This window comes from Streptomyces sp. NPDC048211, from assembly GCF_043202315.1.
GTDB lineage: Bacteria > Actinomycetota > Actinomycetes > Streptomycetales > Streptomycetaceae > Streptomyces.
The window spans coordinates 118,245-136,244 of sequence record NZ_JBIDAD010000001.1 but is presented as its reverse complement, the minus strand read 5'-3'; the positions used below and the strand labels follow the sequence as shown (position 1 = coordinate 136,244).

Below are 18,000 nucleotides of genomic sequence, written 5' to 3'. Positions count from 1 at the left end.
GACCGTCGTGGACATGTTTACCGACCGCTCCTCCGGGCCCGGCGCGGGCCCGGAGGCCGAGGACCGGCTGATCAGGGCGGCCATGGAACAGGCGGCCGAAGGCGCACCGCCACCGCCCGATCTGGTGCCTGTCGCCCTGGTCCGGGGCCGTCGGCGCCGCACCCGTGCCCGTGTGGCCCTCGGGGCAGGAGTGACGGGTGTGGTGGCCCTGGGCGTCCTCGGCGTGTCACTGCCGATGTGGGGGGCGGGAGGGGGGACGCAGCCGGCGCGGACCGGGTCCGTCGCCACGCAGCCCACGACCGCCGCCCCCTCTCCGGCCGCTTCCGACCGGCCCGTCCCCAAGCCCCTGCACATCGAACCGACCGACGGCGAGACGCCCATGGCCGACCTGCCGGCGGCCGAGCGGGCCCGGCAGGAGGAGTTCCAGCTGAAGGCCGCGGAGGTGCTCGACTCCTTCCTTCACGAGCAGCTCGGCGCCGTCCGCCCGGTCGACCTGGCGGTGAACCGGTTCCAGGGCGGATCGGGCGGAAACACCTTCCCGGTCCTCTTCTCGGTGAAGCCCAAGGCCGATTCGGGGGATCCCGGCGGCGGCCCGACTCCGCGCTGCCGCAGCTCCGTGAAGGGCCTCCAGTGCAGGATGGTGACGCTGCCGGGCGGCATCGAGGCCCGCGCCATCAGCGCGGAGGGGAACAGCGACGGCTCGCGGACCATCACCGGCGTCGATCTCACGTTCCGCTACGGCGACAGCACGGTCAGGCTCTCGGTCGACGGCGACGACTCCTCGATGGTGTCGTCACCGGTCACGGTGGACCAACTGATCGATGTCGCACGTGACTCCGAGTTCCTGAAGCTCGTGAAGTACGCGGACGGACAGCCGATGGAAGAGAAGGAGCACTACATCCTTGGCGGCTGAGACAGGCACGCGCCGAGGACGGGGCCGGGGCCGGGGAGACCGCCGCAGTGCCGGCCGGGCACGTCGGCGTCGCGGCCGGATACGGGTCCTGGCCGCGGTGCTCGTCCCGGCGGCGCTGATCGGCGTCGCCGTGACCGCCGGTCCCCGGTGGGCGGGCGGGGACGGCCCGTCGGCCGCGGCGGCCGCTCCGCAGTCCCCGGGCGCACGCCCGGCCCCGGGCCCCGCCCGCACCACGTCCTCCCCCTCCCCCACCGCGAAGCCCCGAGCGGAGGCGACCCCCGTGTCCCCTTCCCCCACCACGCCTCCCCGTGTCCCGGCATCCGGCCCGGGCACGTTCACGGTGGCCCGGGCCGGCGCCTCCTCCGGTGGCGGGAACGCCTACCGGGTCGAGGTCGAGGACGGTTCGGGCGTCGACCCGGACGCGGCGGCGGCCCTGATCGCCGACGTCCTGGCCGCGCCGCGCGGCTGGGCGCACGCGGGCGCACGCTCCTTCCACCAGGTGGCCGGGGGCCCCGCGGGGCTGGTCATCCGGATCGCCACGCCCGCGACCACCGACCGCGTCTGCGCGACGGGCGCCATGGACACCCACGGCGAGGTCAACTGCCGGCTGGACGAGGTGGTGATGGTGAACCTCAAGCGCTGGCAGACCGGTTCGCCGGAGTTCCACGGCCCGCTCGCCGACTACCGCGCCCTCATCGTCAACCACGAGGTCGGGCACTGGCTCGGCCACGGCCACGAGACCTGCCCCGGCAAGGGACGCCCAGCCCCCGCGATGATGCAGCAGATCTACGGCCTCAAGGGATGCGTATCCAACGCCTGGCCCTACGACACCCACGGGACCTACCTCGGCGGCCCCTCCGCGAGGTGACGTTCCGCCGGACCCGTGCCCGCAATCGATATGTGTGTGGACTGAACCAATCGGCCCCTGCGCCGGTCCTTATAGCGGGGAGCGGAAACCACCGAGGACTGGGGAGGGGCGCGGATGTCCGCAGGGAATGTGCGCGGGGGCGGACGGCGGGGACCCGGCCGGAGCCGGCTGGCGGCCAAGGCGGTGGTGCCGGTCGTCCTGGTCGCGGCGGCCGTCGTGGGCATCCGGTGGAACAGTGCGCACGGTCCTCGTACGTCCTCCGCCTCCGCCACCTTCACGGTCGCCCGTGCGGGTGTCTCGGAGACCGGCAAGGGCGACGCCTACCGGGTCGAGGTGGAGAAGGGCTCCGGTCTGGACGCGGACGAGGCCGCCGCCGAGGTCGCCCGCATCCTGGCGGCGCCACGGGGCTGGGCGCACCACGGGGAGCACTCCTTCCGCCAGGTCGCCGAGGGCCCGGCGGGGCTGGTCATCCGGATCGCCACCCCCGCGACGACCGACCGCATCTGCGGAAAGGGCGGCCTCGACACCCATGGCGAGGTCAACTGCCGCGTCGGCACGGACGTCATGGTGAACCTGAAGCGCTGGGAGCAGGGTTCGCCGGAGTTCCACGGCCCGCTCGCCGACTACCGCGCCCTCATCGTCAACCACGAGGTCGGGCACTGGCTCGGCCACGGCCACGAGACCTGCCCCGGCAAGGGACGCCCCGCCCCCGCGATGATGCAGCAGATCTACGGCCTCAAGGGATGCGTATCCAACGCCTGGCCCTACGACACCCACGGGACCTACCTCGGCGGCCCCTCCGTGCCGTGACACGGGGCGTTATCTGCCCCGGTACACCAGCCGCCCCGCCGCCACCGTCGCCACGCAGCTCGCCGCGCCCGCCGCGAGCAGGGCGTCCTCGTCCGGCGCGTCGAAGGCCGCGAGATCGGCCCGCCCCCCGGCCGTGAGCGGCGCCGCCATGGCGTCGGCCACCGCCCCGGCCCCGGCCAGCGGATCGAGCCGCGGCGCGTCGCCGCCGGGGTGCGCCGGAGCTCCGACGACCAGCAGCCCGGACCGGCGCATGGCCGTGACCAGGGCGGGCGGTGCCGCGGGGGTGACCGTCGCCGCGGTCGTCCCGTGCCGCAGCATCCGGTGCAGCCCGCGGCGTACGCTGCCGGCCCGCCAGGTGTCGTCCGGCCCGAGCGCGCCGAGTGCCTCGCCGGTCAGCGGGGCGGTGCCCAGGGTGTCCGCCTCCCGCGGATCGGGGAAGTACGACTCCTCCAGCAGCCTGACCGCGTCGCGCTGGACGAGTCCCGGGGTCAGGACGCCCGGCCATTGCCGGACCCGGGCGGCGGGGTGGAGCGCGGCCAGCTCCTCGTACGGTCCGAAGGACGCGACCACCGCGTCCTGCACGGCGACCGCCCCTCCGGGCACGGGAGCACGGCCTCCGCCCGGCAGGAGCAGGGCGGCGGCGTGGATGGTCAGCAAGCGACAGACCTCAGTTGGCGTTGAGGAGCTTGAGCTCCGGGTGGGCCGTGCCGCCCTCGATCGCGGTGGACGAGATGTGCGAGACGACGCGCTCGTCGACCGGGTCGTTCGCCGGGTCGTCGTGCACGACGAGGTGCTCGTACGTGGTGGCGCGCTGGGCCGGGACCCGGTCCGCCTTGCGGATCAGGTCGATGATCTCCAGGCGGTTGGAGCGGTGCTTGGCACCGGCGGAGGAGACGACGTTCTCCTCCAGCATGATCGAGCCGAGGTCGTCCGCGCCGTAGTGCAGCGACAGCTGGCCGACCTCCTTGCCGGTGGTGAGCCAGGAGCCCTGGATGTGGGCGACGTTGTCCAGGAAGATCCGGGCGATGGCGATCATCCGCAGGTACTCGAAGAGCGTGGCCTGCGTCTGGCCCTTCAGCTTGTTGTTCTCCGGCTGGTACGTGTACGGGATGAAGGCACGGAAGCCTCCGGTGCGGTCCTGCACGTCACGGATCATGCTCAGGTGCTCAATGCGCTCGGCGTTCGTCTCGCCGGTGCCCATCAGCATGGTGGAGGTCGACTCGACACCCAGGCCGTGGGCGATCTCCATGATCTCCAGCCAGCGCTCGCCGGACTCCTTGAGCGGGGCGATCGCGGTGCGCGGCCGGGCCGGCAGCAGCTCGGCTCCGGCGCCCGCGAAGGAGTCGAGGCCGGCGGCGTGGATGCGGCTGATGGCCTCCTCGGCGGAGACCTTGGAGATCCGGGCCATGTGCTCGATCTCGGAGGCGCCCAGCGAGTGGATGACCAGCTGCGGGAACGCCTTCTTGATCGCGGAGAAGTGCTCCTCGTAGTACTCCACGCCGTAGTCCGGGTGGTGCCCGCCCTGGAACATGATCTGCGTGCCGCCCAGCTCGACGGTCTCCGCGCAGCGGCGCAGGATGTCGTCGAGGTCGCGGGACCAGCCCTTGGCGGTGTCCTTGGGAGCGGCGTAGAAGGCACAGAACTTGCACGCCGTGACGCACACGTTCGTGTAGTTGATGTTGCGCTCGATGATGTACGTCGCGATGTGCTCCGTACCCGCGTAGCGGCGCCGGCGCACGGCGTCCGCGGCCGCGCCCAACGCGTGCAGGGGCGCCGACCGGTAGAGGTCGAGGGCCTCCGCCGGAGTGATCCGGCCGCCTTCGGCGGCTCGGTCGAGGATGGGCTGGAGGTCGGCCTTCTCGGTCACCGGGCTGTCACCTTTCGGCGGTTTTTCAACGGATCTACGGACCGGATCAGCGTACGCCAGCGCTCGCGCGCCTCTCTCGCCGCACCCTCGCCGCGGAGTGGCGGCCCGGAGCCGTGCCGCCCGAGCCGTCCCGCCGCGCAGCGCACCGGCCGTGGCCCCGGGGCCACGGCGTGGACGGCCGGGACCGTGGTGTTCCGGCTCGCCCCGGGCGGTGGGACGGCCCTGAGCGCCCTCCGGGTCAGCCGGCCGCCGCGTCGGCGTTGCGCCAGGCCGGCAGCAGCTCGTCCAGCAGCGCCTCCGTACGCGGCGGGAGCCCGCGGCCGCCGGCGCCCGGCCGGTCCGCGCGGGCGACGAGGTACCCGGCGAGCTCCGCCAGGCGCGCCATGTCGCCCGTGGCGTGGGTCGCACGCAGCAGCTCGTTCCACAGCCGCTCGTCGCCCGGCGACGGGGACAGCGCGACGGTGAGCGCGGCAACGGCCGGTTCGGGCCTGCCCTGTTCGAGGTGGTGTTCCGACAGGGCGAGGGCCACGTCCGCGACGAGCAGGGGCAGCTGGGCATCGACGATCTCGTGGGCCAGCCAGCCGTACCGCCCCTCGGGCCGGTCCGCGAGCAGCGGGCCGCGGACGAGGTCCAGGGCGTCGCTGAGCAGCCGCTCGCGCACGGCCGCGTTCCCGGCGCCCCTGCCCCGGGTCGCTTCGTGGTGGAGGGAGCGCAGCACGTCCAGGTCGGAGACGACGGAGACGGCGAGCGTGAGACGGCCCGCCGCGTCCAGCCGCAGCCGGGGCGTGCCGTCCGGGTCGGTTCCGAGCCACTCCCGCATCCGCTCGACGAGCGCGTCCCTGACGTCCGCCGTCACCCCGCGCGGCCACAACGAGGCGGCGAGGACCTGCGGGTGCACACCCTCGCGGTGCAGCAGGAGCAGGGCCAGCGCCTCGTGCAGGAGCACGCTGCGCTCGCTGTCCGGGGTGGCGAGCCCGATGAGCTCGTACGCCCCGACAAGCCGGGCGTAGACGGCGGGCCGGCCGCGCTCGGTGATGTCGACGAGGAAGGGGGAGGCCGACGGGTCGGGGCTCGGATCGTGGTCGGGTTCGGCGTGCTTGAAGAGCTGGACCACCGCGTCGTGCTGGGCCCGGGGCAGCATCTGCGCCTTGAGGTCGAGACCCAGCAGCGGGGCGAGCAGCCGGCCCTCGGGGGTGACGTCGAGCTGCCAGACCGCTCCGGTCACATGGTCCGATCCCGCGCCGACGAGATAGCCGATCCCCAGCCGGCCCGCGTCGGAGGCGAGTTCGGTGAGCCGTGCGGCCTGGGTCCCGGTGGGCTCGGCGGTGAGCAGGACGAGATGCGGGGCCCAGCGGTTGTTCTGTACGTGACCGGTGCGGCCGGTGAGGACGGAGTCGTGGCCGGCCGCACCCAGGGCGCCGCGGCGCTGCCGGGTCTCGGCCTCCATGACCTCCAGCAGGTCCTCCACCCCTTCGAGATGACGCAGCCGGGTGGGGGCCAGGGCGCGGAGCTCCTCGCCGAAGCCCACCAGCGTGATGGTCATCCGGTCCGACCAGCCGCTGGTGGCCAGTTCCGCGGCGACCGAGGCCAGCACGGCGGCGCGGTCCTGCGGGGCTCCGGTCAGTGAGACGAGACCGGGCACGGACTCCAGGTTCAGCAGCAGCCGGGAGCCCTCGTGGGTGCCCAGGCTGACCAGGCCGGGGTACGGGGAGGCCGTGTCGCCGTTCTCGTACGTTCCGGTGGCGGACCGCTCCACGTGCCAGACGCCGGGGTCCTTGCCCTCCTGCCACGGGGCGGGCGGGCGGGCCTCCGGGCGGCCGAGCTGAAGGTGCAGTTCCCCTTCGGACAGCCAGGCCGCGTGCACGACCGGCAGCGGACGGGACTCCGCGGCGAGCGAAGCGGACAGGCCGCGCAGGGACCGGTCCAGGAAACGCACGGCCTCGGGGTCGGCGCCGACCAGCAGCGAGTCCTGGGCGTCGGCGGCAGCGCCGGTGGGCACGGACGGCTCCCTGCCGCCCCGGCCCGCGACGGTGCCCATCGCCGACTGCCACAGCGCGGTGCGGCGGCGGTGGCCCAGGGCCGCGAGCAGACCCGCGGCGAGGAGCGGGGAGGCGATGAGGGCCTCGGAGAGGCCGAAGGAGGAAGAGGAGGAGGAGTCGGTGACGGGAGTGGCGACCTCGTGGCCGGTGTCCGGGACCGCCGGCCGCTGCGTGGGCACGGAGATCTGCGCGGTGTCGGTGTCGCCGCCCTGCTGCGCGCCGCCGCCCTGCTGCGCGCCGCCCGCCTTGCCCCCGGCGTCGTCGTAGTCCTGGATCTGCTGCCGGACCTCCTGGGAGACCTGAGGCGCGTCGTCCGGCATCTCGACGACGTCACCGCCGTGGGCGTCCGCGGGCATCTCCATGATCCAGCCCGGCCGGATGAGGCTCGCCTGCGAAAGCCTCGACCCGTCCGGCTGCACCCGGTCCTTGTTGAGCTGGTAGATCTCGTTGTACCGGCGCCCGTCCCCCAGGTGCCGTTGGGCGACCTCCCAGAGCGAGTCGTGGTGCCTGCCCTCCGGTGGCTGGATCCGGTAGAACTTGGTCCCCTGCTCCTTGGCGGACTCGGCGGTCCGCTTCGCGCTCTCCGCGTGCCCGGCCGTCTGGTCGCGCGCCGAATCCCGCACCTGCTGGCCGGGGGTCTGCTGCGCGGACGACGCCACCGCCGGGCGGCTCGGCTCCTCCGGGCCCGAGCCCATCTGGGCGAGGCCGGGGGCGAAGCTCGCCGCTCCCGCCATCACCAGCAGGAGGGCAGCCACGAGTTGCCGCGCGAGCGCCTGGCTCATCCCGGAAGCCGGAACCCGCACCGGCATGCCGACCCCGGAGACGGCGGCCTTCACCTCGACCAGGACGCAGGCGGTGAACTGCGCCCAGGCCAGCCAGACCACCACCGTCAGCACGCTGATGAACGTGTTGACGGTGATCTGCTGCTGGAGCATCTCCATCGAGGGCATCTCGTCGGCCAGCGGCCAGCCCACGAAGTACGCCAGTGAACCGGGCACGCCGACGACGAGTGCGGCCAGCGCGAGGAACGCGAGGAAGGCCTTGACGAAGTCGGCCAAGGTCCGCCGGGGCCGTCTCGGGTTGCTGCTCGTACGGGAGGTGGAGCGTGCCATAACAGGGTTCCTCTGGAGAAGGACGGTCGGGCAAGGCGGTGGGCGATCGCTCTCCGGCCCCGGGACTACCCGGAGCCGGACTGCCCGGATCTACCCGGCGACGGACTCTGCGGCCGATCTGCCGTGCACGGTCAGCGGCCCGCCGAACAGTATTCCGCTCAGCACGGGCCGGTAGGTGAGCCGGATCTCGACCTCGACCCGTTGGGCGTTCGCCGCCACACAGCGCGAGGCGGCGACGTCCGGACCGGACATCCCCTCCTCCCGGGCGAAGGCGCGTACCCGGGCGCCGCAGTTGCCGAAGTTGATGGGGGCCGAACCGCCGGAGCCGTCGTACAGGGCGTCCCGGTCGATGTCCTGCGCCGCGTACCGGGCGGCCTGTTCGGCGATGTCCGCGGCCCGTTCGCGCTGGGAGATCGCCAGGCCGCCGTCGACCACGAAGGCGGCCAGGGCCATGAAGAGCAACGCGAAGATGATGACGGCGCCGGCGCCCGAGCCCCTGTCGTCCAGGTGCTCGCACCGTGCCGCCCACCGGGAGCGCACCGTCTCCCGCAGCGCCGTCATGCGGCCCTCCTGAAGGGATCGAGCGGCGAGGTGGACCGGCCGGTGAGGGTGGTCGGGATGTCGAGGCCGAGCATCCCCAGGCCGCGGACCTTGCAGCTCACCTCGACGGTGAAGAACCCGCCGGGCTCGAAGCCGTTGCTGGTCTTGGCCACCGTCACCGGTCCCGCGCACACGTCGGCGAGATCGGCCTCGGCCGCTTTCCGTGCCTCGGACATCGCGAGGCCGCGGTCCTTCTGGATCGAACCGGCGCGGGCCGCGTCCCGTGCGGCGCCGGCGACCGCTCCCCGGCCGTCGACGAGTTGCCCGAAGCCGACGAGGACCAGGATGAAGAGGATCATGATGGGCGCGAGGATGACCACCTCGATCGTGGACACGCCGCCGTCACCGGCGACGCACCCGGGCCGGCCCCGGTCGCCCGCGGCCCGGTCCCGTATCCGCTCGCGCACCCGGCCGAGCACATCGGTCACACAGGTCATCCCCGTCACCCCCCATCCGGTACGAATCGCTCCACCGGCCCCTGCGACTGTGCGTGAATCGTGAGGTCGAGCCCCGGGAAGACGCTCGGCACCCTCGCGGTGATCTCCACGCCCACAGTCGTCGCGTCGGGCTGGTACGCCCGCACCCGGGGCGAGAGGACCAACTGCGGGCCCAACTGCTGGATGTAGCTGTCGGCCACCGTCCGCCCCTTGGCCCGCCACCCGCCCGGATTCTCGTCCGCCTGGGCCCGTGCCTCGCGCGCGCCGGCCTGGGCGGCGGCCTGTGCCACATGGTCCGCGAAGGAGTACAGCGCGAACTGCACGGTCGCGAAGATCATGAAGAACAGGATGGGGGTCAGGAAGACGAACTCGATCGCGGTCGCGCCGGAGTCACCGCGCGCGGATGCGGCGTCGACCCGGCGGCGCACAGCAGTGCGCAGCCGGCGGGCGACGCGGCTCGCGGCATCGGGACGGGGTGGCTCGGCCGTCGGCATCCCTCGAGTCAGCAGGTCGAATCGGAGTCGGCGCCGGCGATGCAGTTGCCGACCTTGGTGGCGCCGTCCTTCAGCGCGAGGTTGAGGATCGCGGCGACCACACCGACGATCGCGACGACCACCGCGGAGATGATCACCCACTCGACGGCGGACGCACCGCGGTCGAGCTCACCCGAGCGGGCACGCTCCACCCTGCCCCGCAGGAAGGTCAGCAGGAAATCGATGGCCGGATGACTGATACGGGGCCCGTTCATGGTTTCGGATCCTCTCGGAGAAGGGGCAGTCGGATGACGGAGGTCAGCTGACCTGGAAGACGCGCACGGCGGCAGGAAAGATGAGGAAGACGAGGAAGCCGGCGCAGAGCAGCAACTGGGCGACGAGCATCGACTGCGACTTCTCGCCCGCGCTGCCCTCGATCTGGGCCATCTCCCGGTGCCGCATCGTCTCGGCCCGGGAGGCCAGGGACTCGCGTACCTTCGCTCCGTCGTCGGCGACGAGCGCGAGGGACGCCGAGAGGTCCTTCAGTTCCTCGATGCCCAGTTGTTCACCCAGACGCCCGAGGGCCTGCCACTGGCTGGTCCCGGTGATCCGGGCGTCCGCCAGGGTGTTGCGGATCCGCCGCAGCGCCGATCCGTCGCTCACCTCGGCGGCGGCCATCAGCGCTTCGGGAAGGCCGCGGCCGCCGGCCAGGTTCATGGCGACCAGGTCGAGATAGGCGCCGATGACGCGCCGCAGGTCACGGCGCTTCTCGGCTGCGTCCCGGCGTACTTCGAGGTCCGGCAGGAAGAAGAACCCGGCCGCGAAGACCAGAGCCAGCCAGAGCGGTACGACCGGGCTGCTGCCGAAACCGAGCGTCCAGACGATCACGAAGACGAGCGGGCCGAAGAAGAGACCGGCGGCGCCCAGCAGGATCTTGGTCGCCAGGAACTGCTCCCAGCCGCGTTCGATGACCGAGAGGTCGGCCCGCAGCGAGCGCTGTTCCCAGCCCTGCTGCACATAGAAGTCCGCGACCCGGGCGCCGACCCGGGCACGCAGCGAGTCCAGCCGTCCGGTGGGCGCGTCCGCGCCCCCGTACGGGTCCGTCTCGTACGCCGCGCCACGCGCCCGCATGGCGTCGATACGGGCCACGGTCGCGACCGCGCCCCGCTTGGACGGCATCAGCGCCCGTACGAGTGCGTAGATCCCGAGACCGAGTACGGCCCCGACCACCACGGGCAGGGTGAGGTTCATCGCGGGAAGACCTCCTCGTGCCCGGTCTCCGAAGACCGGAACGGCTGGGACGACGGGTGCGGCTGCGACGACTGGGAGTGCGACGGCTGGGGGCGCACGAAGCGCATCGCCACGTCGTCCCGGACCAGGAAGCGCTCGGGCGTCTCGATGGTGGAGAGCTTGCGCAGCCACCAGAAGCCCAGGGCGAACAGACCGCACACGCACAGGAGGACGAGCTGTCCCAGCGGCGTGCCGTACGGGGCGACGAAGTCCCGGTTGAAGACCGCGAGTCCGAGCACGAAGGCGATGCTGACGCCGACGACGATCTGCACACTGCGCCGGGTACTGGACCGCTGGGCCATCACGCGCTGCCGCATGTCGACCTCTTCGCGGGCCGACTTGGCCAGGGCGCCGAGGACCTGGCGCAGCCCCGGTCCACGCAGCCGTGCGTTGAGGATCAGGGCCGCGACGATGATGTCCGCGGAGGCGTCGTCGATCTCGTCGGCGAGTATCTGGAGCGCGTCGGGCAGCGGCGTACGCGCCCTCAGCCGGTCCACGAGCGCGTCCAGGTGGGAGCGCAGCGCGGGTGCGGCGGCCCGCGCCGAGGCGGGGATGGCCTGTTCGAGACCGACGGCGCCGGCGATGGTGTCGCGCAGCGACTCGGTCCATGCCGCGAGGGCCTCGACCCGGCGCATCGCCGCCCGCTCCGCCGCCGCGCCGCCGAAGAGGCGGTCCCAGAAGAAGACGAGCACGCCGGCCGCGATACCGGCCACCGTCCAGCGGGTCAGCAGCAGGATGACCAGACCGACACCGATGGAGACCGAGCCCCGGCGTCCGGTGAACCGGGCCAGTTCCGCGAGGCGTTCGCTCGATCTGGCCTTCTCGTGGGCGGCTTTCGCGGGTGTGCCCCGGATGGCGAGGACGAGGAGGGCGAGGCCGCCGCCGACGACCACCCCGCACACCAGGGTGTACAGCACGGGCAGCGAGAAGACGCCGCTCAGGGAGGAGATGCCGTTCATATTTCTCCGCTCACCCCCAGGATCCGCTGGGGCGGTAGCCGTGCGCGGCCAGCTCCTCGACGCAGGCGAGGGGTGCGTGCGGCACGATCCTGCCGTCGGGCGTCTCGGCGAACACCTCGCTGGACAGCACGCGGCCGTCGACGCCGTTCACTTCGCGTACGGAGGTGACCAGGCGGCGCAGCGTGCCGCCCTTCTGGAAGTCGTTGCGGCGCTCGACGAAGACCACGAAGTTGATGGCTCCCGCCACCAGCATCTGGCTCGCTTCGATGGGCAGCCGCTCGGTGGCCTGCAGCGCGTAGGTGGAGATACGGGTGAAGACCTCGCTGGAGCTGTTGGAGTGGATCGTGGAGAGCGAGCCGTCGTTGCCCTGCGACATCGCGTTGAGCATGGTGACGATCTCGTCACCGAGCACCTCACCGACGATCACCCGGGACGGGTTCATGCGCAGGGACCGGCGCACCAGCTCGGACATCATGATGGCGCCCTGGCCCTCGGAGTTGGGCAGCCGCTCCTCGAACGCCACGACGTTGGGGTGCAGGTCGGGGAACTGGTCGAGGCCGAGCTCCAGGGCCCGCTCGACGGTGACGAGCCGCTCCTGCGGAGGGATCTCGTTGGCGAGCGCGCGCAGCAGGGTGGTCTTCCCCGCGTTCGTCGCGCCCGCGATCATGATGTTCTTACGGGCCCGGACCGCGCAGGCCAGGAAGTGTCCCAACTCCGGCGTGACCGTGCCGTTCCCGACCATGTCGGACATGAAGACCTTGCCCATCCGGGCGCGCCGGATGGACAGCGCGGGCCGGCGGGTCACGTCCATCACGGCCGAGAGCCGGGAGCCGTCGGGCAGCCGCAGGTCGAGCTGGGGGTTGGCGGAGTCGAAGGGCCGCGAGGACAGGCCCGAGTACGCGCCGAGTATCTGGACGAGCTCGATGAGCTCCTCGTCCGTCTCGGCGACCGGCTCCCCGCGCACCTCCCGCCCGTCCGCGTAGCCGACGAAGACCTGGTCGTAGCCGTTGATGTCGATGTTCTCGACCTGGGGGTCGTCGAGCAGCGGCTGCAGCCGTCCCACTCCGAAGAGCGCGGCGTGCACGGCCGCCGCGGACTGTTCCTCGGTCTCGGCGTCGAACGGAGTGCGGCCGGCGTTGATCTCGGCCCGCGCGTAGTCCTCGAGTATCTGGGCGATGACGGCGCGCGCGTACTGGCGCTCGTCCTCGCCGGACATCTGGGGAACACCGGAGGTCTGGTCGATCCGGCGCTGCTCGGCGATCCGGTCACCGGCTTCCTGACGGAACCGCTTGACCAGCTGGTGATCGATGGCGGTCATCGACGCGCACCGGGAATCGGACCCTGCGCCGGCCCGGGCATCTGCCCCGGCATCTGTCCGGGCACCTGTCCGGGCATCTGTCCGGGCATGTTCCCCGCCATCTGCCCGGGTGCCGCCCCTTGAACGGGGAACGTCCAGGCGGCGCCGTACTGCTGGTAGACGTCACGGGCGATCTGCCGGGCGGACCGGATCAGCAGCGACTTGTCGAGCCGGCCGCGCTTGCGCCCCGCCAGCTGCTCGGCCCCGGAAGGGTCGTGGGCCAGCGTGCCCATCACACGAGCGACGGACTGCGCACCGATCAGCATGCTGTTGACCTGGTTGGCGACCTTCGCCGAGTCGCCGGGATCGGCGACCAGCAGGACGCCGATGAGCGGGGTCGCGAGCTGGGCGCCCCCGCGCGACGAACTGTGCAGCCGGGTGGAGAGCGCGAGGGCCCGGTCCCGTACGCGGGCGATGCTCTCCGGCTGCGTACGTGCGACGAGCAGGACCAGGCTGGCGTGCGCGAACAGGTCGAGGGCAGGGGTCTCCCCGCTGATCCGCCCGCAGTCGGCGATGACGTCGGCGGGGGCCTGCGGGGACTCCGCCAGCGACGCGAAGGCACGCCCGAGCAGGGGCCACTGACCGACGAGGCCTGCGGCCTGCTCGGAGGAACCGATGCCGACGAGGACGTCGAGGCCGCCCGACAGAGTCTGGGAGTGGTCCCAGAGCTGGTCGGGGGCGAGCCCGCGGCGTGCGGTCGCGGCGATCGAGAGCATGCCGGCGTTGGGGTTCAGCGGGCCGCCGTGGGCGGCCTGGCTGCGGTAGACGAGATCGCCGCCGGCGGGGTCCGTCTCGGCCAGCAGCACGCGGCGCGGCCAGACGGCGGAGAGCGCGACGGCCGCGGTGGTGACACCCGGCGATCCCTTGTCCGCCGCGAGTGCGATGAGCGCCATTTCTTCTGCTTCCTGTGCGCTCGTGAATCAGCTGGTGGCTGAGGGAACCAGCACCAGAGCGACCTGACCGGTCGCGGCGGCCTGGGTCAGACCCTGGACGTCGGAGCTGCCGACCAGGAGGGTGACGGGCAGACTGCCACTGCCGACCATCGAGTCGTCGCCCCGGACGATGTCACTGACCTTGGCGGACTGGACGATCATCGCGTTGGCGTTGGCGGCACCCTTGTCGGTGTCGGCGCCGACACGGTACGCGGAGACCTCGTCGCCCACCTTGATCCCGGCCGGGTACTGCCCCTCCTTGAGGGCGAGCCCCACGAAGGCCTTGCCGTCCGGCAGCCCCTCGTCGTCCGAGAACATCTCACCGATGGCGATGGTGCCCGCCACCAGCGTGTTCTTGGCCCGGAGCTTCATCAGGGCTTCCCGCTGCTCCCACTTGACGTAGTGGACGCCCGAGTCCTCCGCAACCATCACGGAGGTCATGGAGTCACTGGTCACGGCCTTGCCGGCGGGCACGTCCGCGGAGATCCGCACGACCTCGATCCGGTCGCCCGCCCGCAGCACGAGCACGGTCGCACCGAGTGCGCCGACGAGAATCAGCAGTACGGCGAGCGCGGCAAGCGCGGGCTTGCGTTCACGCGCGGGCGCCGGAAGCCGCTCACCTGCATGCTGGGCAGGCCCGGAACTCCGCTGGTTCCCTGCCCCCGTACGGTCCTGCACCTTCACGCAACCGCTCCCCGTTTACCACCACAGACAATTCGGCCATTTACCAACGCGTCAGGAGTGACGGGTGAGTTGGCCGGGACTCATGAGACACCCAAGGCCCTTGCACCGTAGCAGTCGCACATATGTAGCATCAAGGCGCTCCGGCGATACCTACCAGGCCGCAAGACAGTTCATCTTTCACTCATCCCGTGAACGTCCCCCACTACGGTTGCGACCTGCGCACTAGCGAACCGAACTCTCCCCGCACCCCCCACCATTACCCGGCACCGGCACCCGCCCACACCGTCGAGATCCCCGCCACCTGAACGGTTTCGCGCCGAACGGGCCAAGCGTGGCGGCCGTCCACCGGGCGCGCGGCAGCGAATCCGCCGGGGCGGAGTTCACCGCCCAACCCACTCCCCCATAACGCGCCTATCGGGCAGATACGTGCATGCCGGAAGGATCGCCGAGTTCACGATGGCGAAACCAAGGGCGGCCCGGATAGCGTCATGTTGCTTCTGACATCAGTTGACCCACGGGAGTCGCCAGTGAACCGCCGCACGTTGCCCATTGCTACCGCACTGACCGCAGCAGCCGTCCTGCTCCTGACTGCGTGCGGCAGCGAGGACAAGCCCGAGGCCAACGACAAGATCACGGGAGCCGACAAGGGGGAGACGAAAACCGGAACGCCCACGGCCACCCCGACGAGTGGTGCGAACCGCCCGAAGATCACCCTTCCCAAGGATGTGCAGAACGTCTTCGAAAGCTGGAAGACAGGCGATTCCACGAAGGATGCGGTTCTGTCAGACGTCAGCCAGCGCATCAACGCGACTGATGCCGCTATCGCAAAGGGCGATTCCAACGCCCCGGCCCTCCCCTTCTATTACCAGGGAGACGGGCTGATCGGCGCAGCCGAGTGGATTCAGGGCTACAAGGACGACGGTCTCTCCATCACCGGAACAACCAGATACTTCAACCCCAAGATCGAAATGCTCAGCAAGACGTCTGCCGGCGTTGTCTATTGCTCGGACGAGAGCAAGGCGTACAACAAGGACCGCAAGTCCGGCAAGGTCGACAAGTCCCCTGCCTCGAACGATTCATATGTCTACTACAGCACCAGAGTGGACAAGGACGATCAGGGAATCTGGCAGACCGCAAAGCTGACCTCGAAGAGGGGGCACGAGGCATGCACTCCGTGAACAATCTCGGCAAGTGGCTCCTGGTGGGCACGACGGCAGCCGCCCTCGCATTCGTACCCGGAACCGCGGTCGCGGACAAATCCCGCGGCGACGGCTCTCAGGGCAATGTCAAATCCTCCGGCAAGCGAGACGGGAACACCCTCACCTCACTCATCAGCTACTCCGGTTCCACGAGGGGGACATCCGGAAAGTCCTCCGGAGGCTTCACCCCCACCGGGAACTGGACCCCGCCGGCCTGCTGGTACGAACCGCGGACAGCGGCGGAGTTCAAGAAGTACATCGAGGGCATGTACACGTCGACCGTGAACGCGCCCGGCATGCCCAACTACGCCAAGACATCCGTCGCCCAGTACCGGGACATATACAAGGACGGCAAGTACAAGGACTACAACCTGGACAAGGCCGACGAAGGCGCCTTCTGGGTCTCCGTCCAGGACGAGGACCGCTGGGACGAACCCGGCGCGTGGACCTGCAGCGAACTGCCCTTCTGGGTCAAGACCGGTGACACTCCCCCGGTCCAGAACAGCGTCACGCCCGATGTCCTCGCGCAACTCGCCTACAACCAGGTCGATGTCCCGGAGACCAAGGTGAGCCTGGCCCCGGCCAACAACACCAAGGTCAACCTCCCGACCTGGGCCTGGCTGGACAACGCGACCTTCAAGCCGGTCTCCGTCACGGCATCCCTCAACGCCGGCGGCGTCAACCTCCAGTCCACCGTCACGGCCACGCCGGTCTCCCTCCGCATCCAGCCCGGCACGAAGGACGCGACGCTTCACCCCGGCAGCGGTGAGTGCACCTTCCAGAACGGCCACATCGGCACCCCGTACGCCAAGGGTGACGCCGACAAGACCCCGTCGTGCGGGGTCACTTACCTGCGGTCTTCCGGAAGCGGCTCGTACCAGCTCCGGGCCACTCTCACCTGGAACGTCACGTGGACCGGATCCGGAGGCGCAGGCGGCACCCTCCCCACCGGCACGTTCGGCACCACCCAGGACATCGCCGTCCAGGAGATCCAAGCCATCAACCGTTGAGCGGCTTCGCATCCATGCAAAATTGCGTCGGCGCTGCCTCACCTCCGGGTGAGGCAGCGCCGACGGCCGGACGAGAATGACGAGAAGGCCGGAACAGCCTGGACGAGCGAGAAGACTTCAAGGTCAGCTCAGATCTCAGCGACTGGGAAATGGATCTCACGAAGTCTCTTCGGTAACAGAGAAGGAAGGAAGCGGCATGGGCGACTTCGAATTCGAAATAGAGCCCATGGCCGACGATTGGGCCAGCGGCTATCGCGGCACGGTAGGGCCGTTCGGCTCTGTCACCGTGCGCTCCGAGATCAGCAAGCCCCGCGAGGGGCCGAAACGGCAAGTGATCCTTGAAGGTGCGCGGTTCCCCGACACCCTCTTCAGTGGGGGAGTCGGAGTATCGCCCTCCCTGGACGGAGGCTGGCTGGGGGTGGACGGCGGCCTCGTCGGCATGGATGTGAAGGTCAAGGGAATCCGAAAGGGCTCACGTTGGCTGGAGTTGACATACCGCGAACGCCACTACCTCTACACCTCGACGGGAGCAGCCAGAAAGGCCCGGCTGCACCGGGAAGGCGCCACCGTCACGATGGATCGCGGGCGGTTCGTTCCCATGTCGGCAGATTCCGGTCAGGGAAGGCTGAAGGAGCCGTGGACGCCGACGATCTTGCCATCGCCTGGTGCTGGAAGAGGTGGACAGATCAGCCCTGACCACCTCCGGCGCCCTCTTCGCCATCCCGATGAACGTGTTCTTCGGACGCCACCCGGACGAGCGCCTTCTGCCATGACACGCATGCCCCGCGAGCGAGGGCGTCCATGAGATCGGCGGAGCGGCACATTCCGACCGCGCGTCCGGAGGATGCCGAAGGCGTCGCTGCCGCCCTCCAGGAAGTCCAGACCATCGACCACTGAAAGCTCTCGCATGTACACCGAAAAGCTCCCCAGAACCTGGTCCGCCCTCTGCATCGGCATCTATCTCGCCGGTGTCGCCTACATGGGGTTCGACTCGATCCCCGAGGACACCGGGCCCTGGCTCATCGTCTCCGCGGTCTTTCTTCTCATCCTCGTCCCCTGCCTCTCCGTACCGATCTCGAAGGCCATCTACCACCGCATCCGGATCGACCCGGCGCAGAACCTCCTCCGGGTCGGCCGCGAGCGGTTGGCTCTGACGGATGTGGACCCGGCCTCCGTCCTCCATGAGATCCAGCAGCAGCCCATGAGTCACGCCCAGCGGTACGCCGCTTCCCTGGCCAACGTCGACGTCCCCCTTTCGGGGCTCCGGGCAGCCGACCGTGGCGCACCCCGCCTCGTCGGTGGCGGCTGGGGCGCTCCCATGGGGATGGACAGCGTCGAAATCCGCACACGGCAGGGCGAAAGGCTCTCCATCGCCACGCACGACCGGATGGCATTCCTCACCGCACTGGCCAACGCGACCACCAGCGGAACACTCGAAAACCGATAGGAG

19 protein-coding genes are annotated in these 18,000 nt (G+C 70.8%); 7 read left to right on the top strand and 12 right to left on the bottom strand.

The window, feature by feature from the left end; all coding sequences use genetic code 11:
• The first annotated feature begins 13 nt into the window (after positions 1 to 13).
• The 3 genes from ACGFZA_RS00615 to ACGFZA_RS00605 all read left to right on the top strand — a co-directional run bounded on the left by ACGFZA_RS00615 (position 14) and on the right by ACGFZA_RS00605 (position 2,591).
• Positions 14 to 913: a hypothetical protein gene (locus ACGFZA_RS00615; RefSeq protein ID WP_385275236.1), complete on the top strand. Its 900-nt coding sequence runs from the start codon at positions 14 to 16 to the stop codon at positions 911 to 913.
• A gap of 280 nt (positions 914 to 1,193) precedes the next feature.
• The gene (locus tag ACGFZA_RS00610; RefSeq protein WP_393676241.1) at positions 1,194 to 1,781 is read left to right on the top strand and encodes a DUF3152 domain-containing protein; all 588 of its coding nucleotides are present in this window, start codon (positions 1,194 to 1,196) and stop codon (positions 1,779 to 1,781) included.
• A 114-nt stretch (positions 1,782 to 1,895) separates the two neighbouring features.
• Positions 1,896 to 2,591, top strand: a complete 696-nt coding sequence (locus tag ACGFZA_RS00605; protein ID WP_385274979.1) for a DUF3152 domain-containing protein — start codon at positions 1,896 to 1,898, stop codon at positions 2,589 to 2,591.
• Positions 2,592 to 2,600: 9 nt separating this feature from the next.
• Here ACGFZA_RS00605 and ACGFZA_RS00600 read toward each other — a convergent pair whose 3' ends face one another.
• The 12 genes from ACGFZA_RS00600 to ACGFZA_RS00545 form a co-directional block, all read right to left on the bottom strand.
• Positions 2,601 to 3,248, bottom strand: coding sequence for a hypothetical protein (locus tag ACGFZA_RS00600; RefSeq protein WP_385274982.1), 648 nt, complete (start codon positions 3,246 to 3,248; stop codon positions 2,601 to 2,603).
• A gap of 10 nt (positions 3,249 to 3,258) precedes the next feature.
• The gene (gene mqnC, locus ACGFZA_RS00595; protein WP_148020145.1) at positions 3,259 to 4,458 is read right to left on the bottom strand and encodes a cyclic dehypoxanthinyl futalosine synthase; all 1,200 of its coding nucleotides are present in this window, start codon (positions 4,456 to 4,458) and stop codon (positions 3,259 to 3,261) included.
• Positions 4,459 to 4,696: 238 nt separating this feature from the next.
• Complete coding sequence (locus ACGFZA_RS00590; RefSeq protein WP_393676238.1) at positions 4,697 to 7,609, bottom strand: BTAD domain-containing putative transcriptional regulator; 2,913 nt, start codon at positions 7,607 to 7,609, stop codon at positions 4,697 to 4,699.
• A 90-nt stretch (positions 7,610 to 7,699) separates the two neighbouring features.
• Complete coding sequence (locus ACGFZA_RS00585) at positions 7,700 to 8,170, bottom strand: Tad domain-containing protein (protein ID WP_385274988.1); 471 nt, start codon at positions 8,168 to 8,170, stop codon at positions 7,700 to 7,702.
• A complete protein-coding gene (locus tag ACGFZA_RS00580) occupies positions 8,167 to 8,646 on the bottom strand; it encodes a TadE/TadG family type IV pilus assembly protein (protein ID WP_393676235.1) in 480 nt (159 codons plus the stop codon). Before ACGFZA_RS00580 ends, ACGFZA_RS00585 begins: the two co-directional genes overlap by 4 nt.
• Positions 8,647 to 8,651: 5 nt before the next feature.
• Positions 8,652 to 9,140 carry a TadE family protein gene (locus ACGFZA_RS00575; RefSeq protein WP_385274993.1) on the bottom strand — a complete coding sequence of 163 codons (489 nt, stop codon included), beginning with the start codon at positions 9,138 to 9,140 and terminating at the stop codon, positions 8,652 to 8,654.
• 8 nt (positions 9,141 to 9,148) lie between these two features.
• Positions 9,149 to 9,394, bottom strand: a complete 246-nt coding sequence (locus ACGFZA_RS00570; protein WP_385274996.1) for a hypothetical protein — start codon at positions 9,392 to 9,394, stop codon at positions 9,149 to 9,151.
• 43 nt (positions 9,395 to 9,437) lie between these two features.
• Positions 9,438 to 10,370: a type II secretion system F family protein gene (locus tag ACGFZA_RS00565; RefSeq protein ID WP_385274999.1), complete on the bottom strand. Its 933-nt coding sequence runs from the start codon at positions 10,368 to 10,370 to the stop codon at positions 9,438 to 9,440.
• Positions 10,367 to 11,368 (bottom strand): type II secretion system F family protein, encoded by a 1,002-nt coding sequence (locus ACGFZA_RS00560; RefSeq protein WP_385275002.1) that lies wholly within the window; start codon positions 11,366 to 11,368, stop codon positions 10,367 to 10,369. The genes ACGFZA_RS00565 and ACGFZA_RS00560 overlap by 4 nt, the downstream gene beginning before the upstream one ends.
• A 10-nt stretch (positions 11,369 to 11,378) precedes the next feature.
• Positions 11,379 to 12,686, bottom strand: coding sequence for a CpaF family protein (locus tag ACGFZA_RS00555; RefSeq protein WP_385275005.1), 1,308 nt, complete (start codon positions 12,684 to 12,686; stop codon positions 11,379 to 11,381).
• The gene (locus tag ACGFZA_RS00550) at positions 12,683 to 13,618 is read right to left on the bottom strand and encodes a hypothetical protein (RefSeq protein ID WP_393676231.1); all 936 of its coding nucleotides are present in this window, start codon (positions 13,616 to 13,618) and stop codon (positions 12,683 to 12,685) included. The genes ACGFZA_RS00555 and ACGFZA_RS00550 overlap by 4 nt, the downstream gene beginning before the upstream one ends.
• Before the next feature lie 27 nt (positions 13,619 to 13,645).
• Positions 13,646 to 14,341 (bottom strand): hypothetical protein, encoded by a 696-nt coding sequence (locus tag ACGFZA_RS00545; protein WP_385275011.1) that lies wholly within the window; start codon positions 14,339 to 14,341, stop codon positions 13,646 to 13,648.
• Positions 14,342 to 14,868: 527 nt separating this feature from the next.
• On the opposite strand from ACGFZA_RS00545, the gene ACGFZA_RS00540 reads away from it, so the two are divergent.
• From ACGFZA_RS00540 to ACGFZA_RS00525, 4 genes are all read left to right on the top strand, one after another.
• On the top strand, positions 14,869 to 15,519 hold the full coding sequence (locus ACGFZA_RS00540; RefSeq protein ID WP_393676229.1) for a hypothetical protein: 651 nt from the start codon (positions 14,869 to 14,871) through the stop codon (positions 15,517 to 15,519).
• Positions 15,507 to 16,550, top strand: coding sequence for a hypothetical protein (locus tag ACGFZA_RS00535; protein WP_393676227.1), 1,044 nt, complete (start codon positions 15,507 to 15,509; stop codon positions 16,548 to 16,550). Before ACGFZA_RS00540 ends, ACGFZA_RS00535 begins: the two co-directional genes overlap by 13 nt.
• A 196-nt stretch (positions 16,551 to 16,746) precedes the next feature.
• Positions 16,747 to 17,355, top strand: coding sequence for a hypothetical protein (locus ACGFZA_RS00530; RefSeq protein ID WP_393676225.1), 609 nt, complete (start codon positions 16,747 to 16,749; stop codon positions 17,353 to 17,355).
• Between the two features lie 102 nt (positions 17,356 to 17,457).
• Positions 17,458 to 17,997, top strand: coding sequence for a hypothetical protein (locus tag ACGFZA_RS00525; protein WP_385275019.1), 540 nt, complete (start codon positions 17,458 to 17,460; stop codon positions 17,995 to 17,997).
• Positions 17,998 to 18,000: the final 3 nt, after the last annotated feature.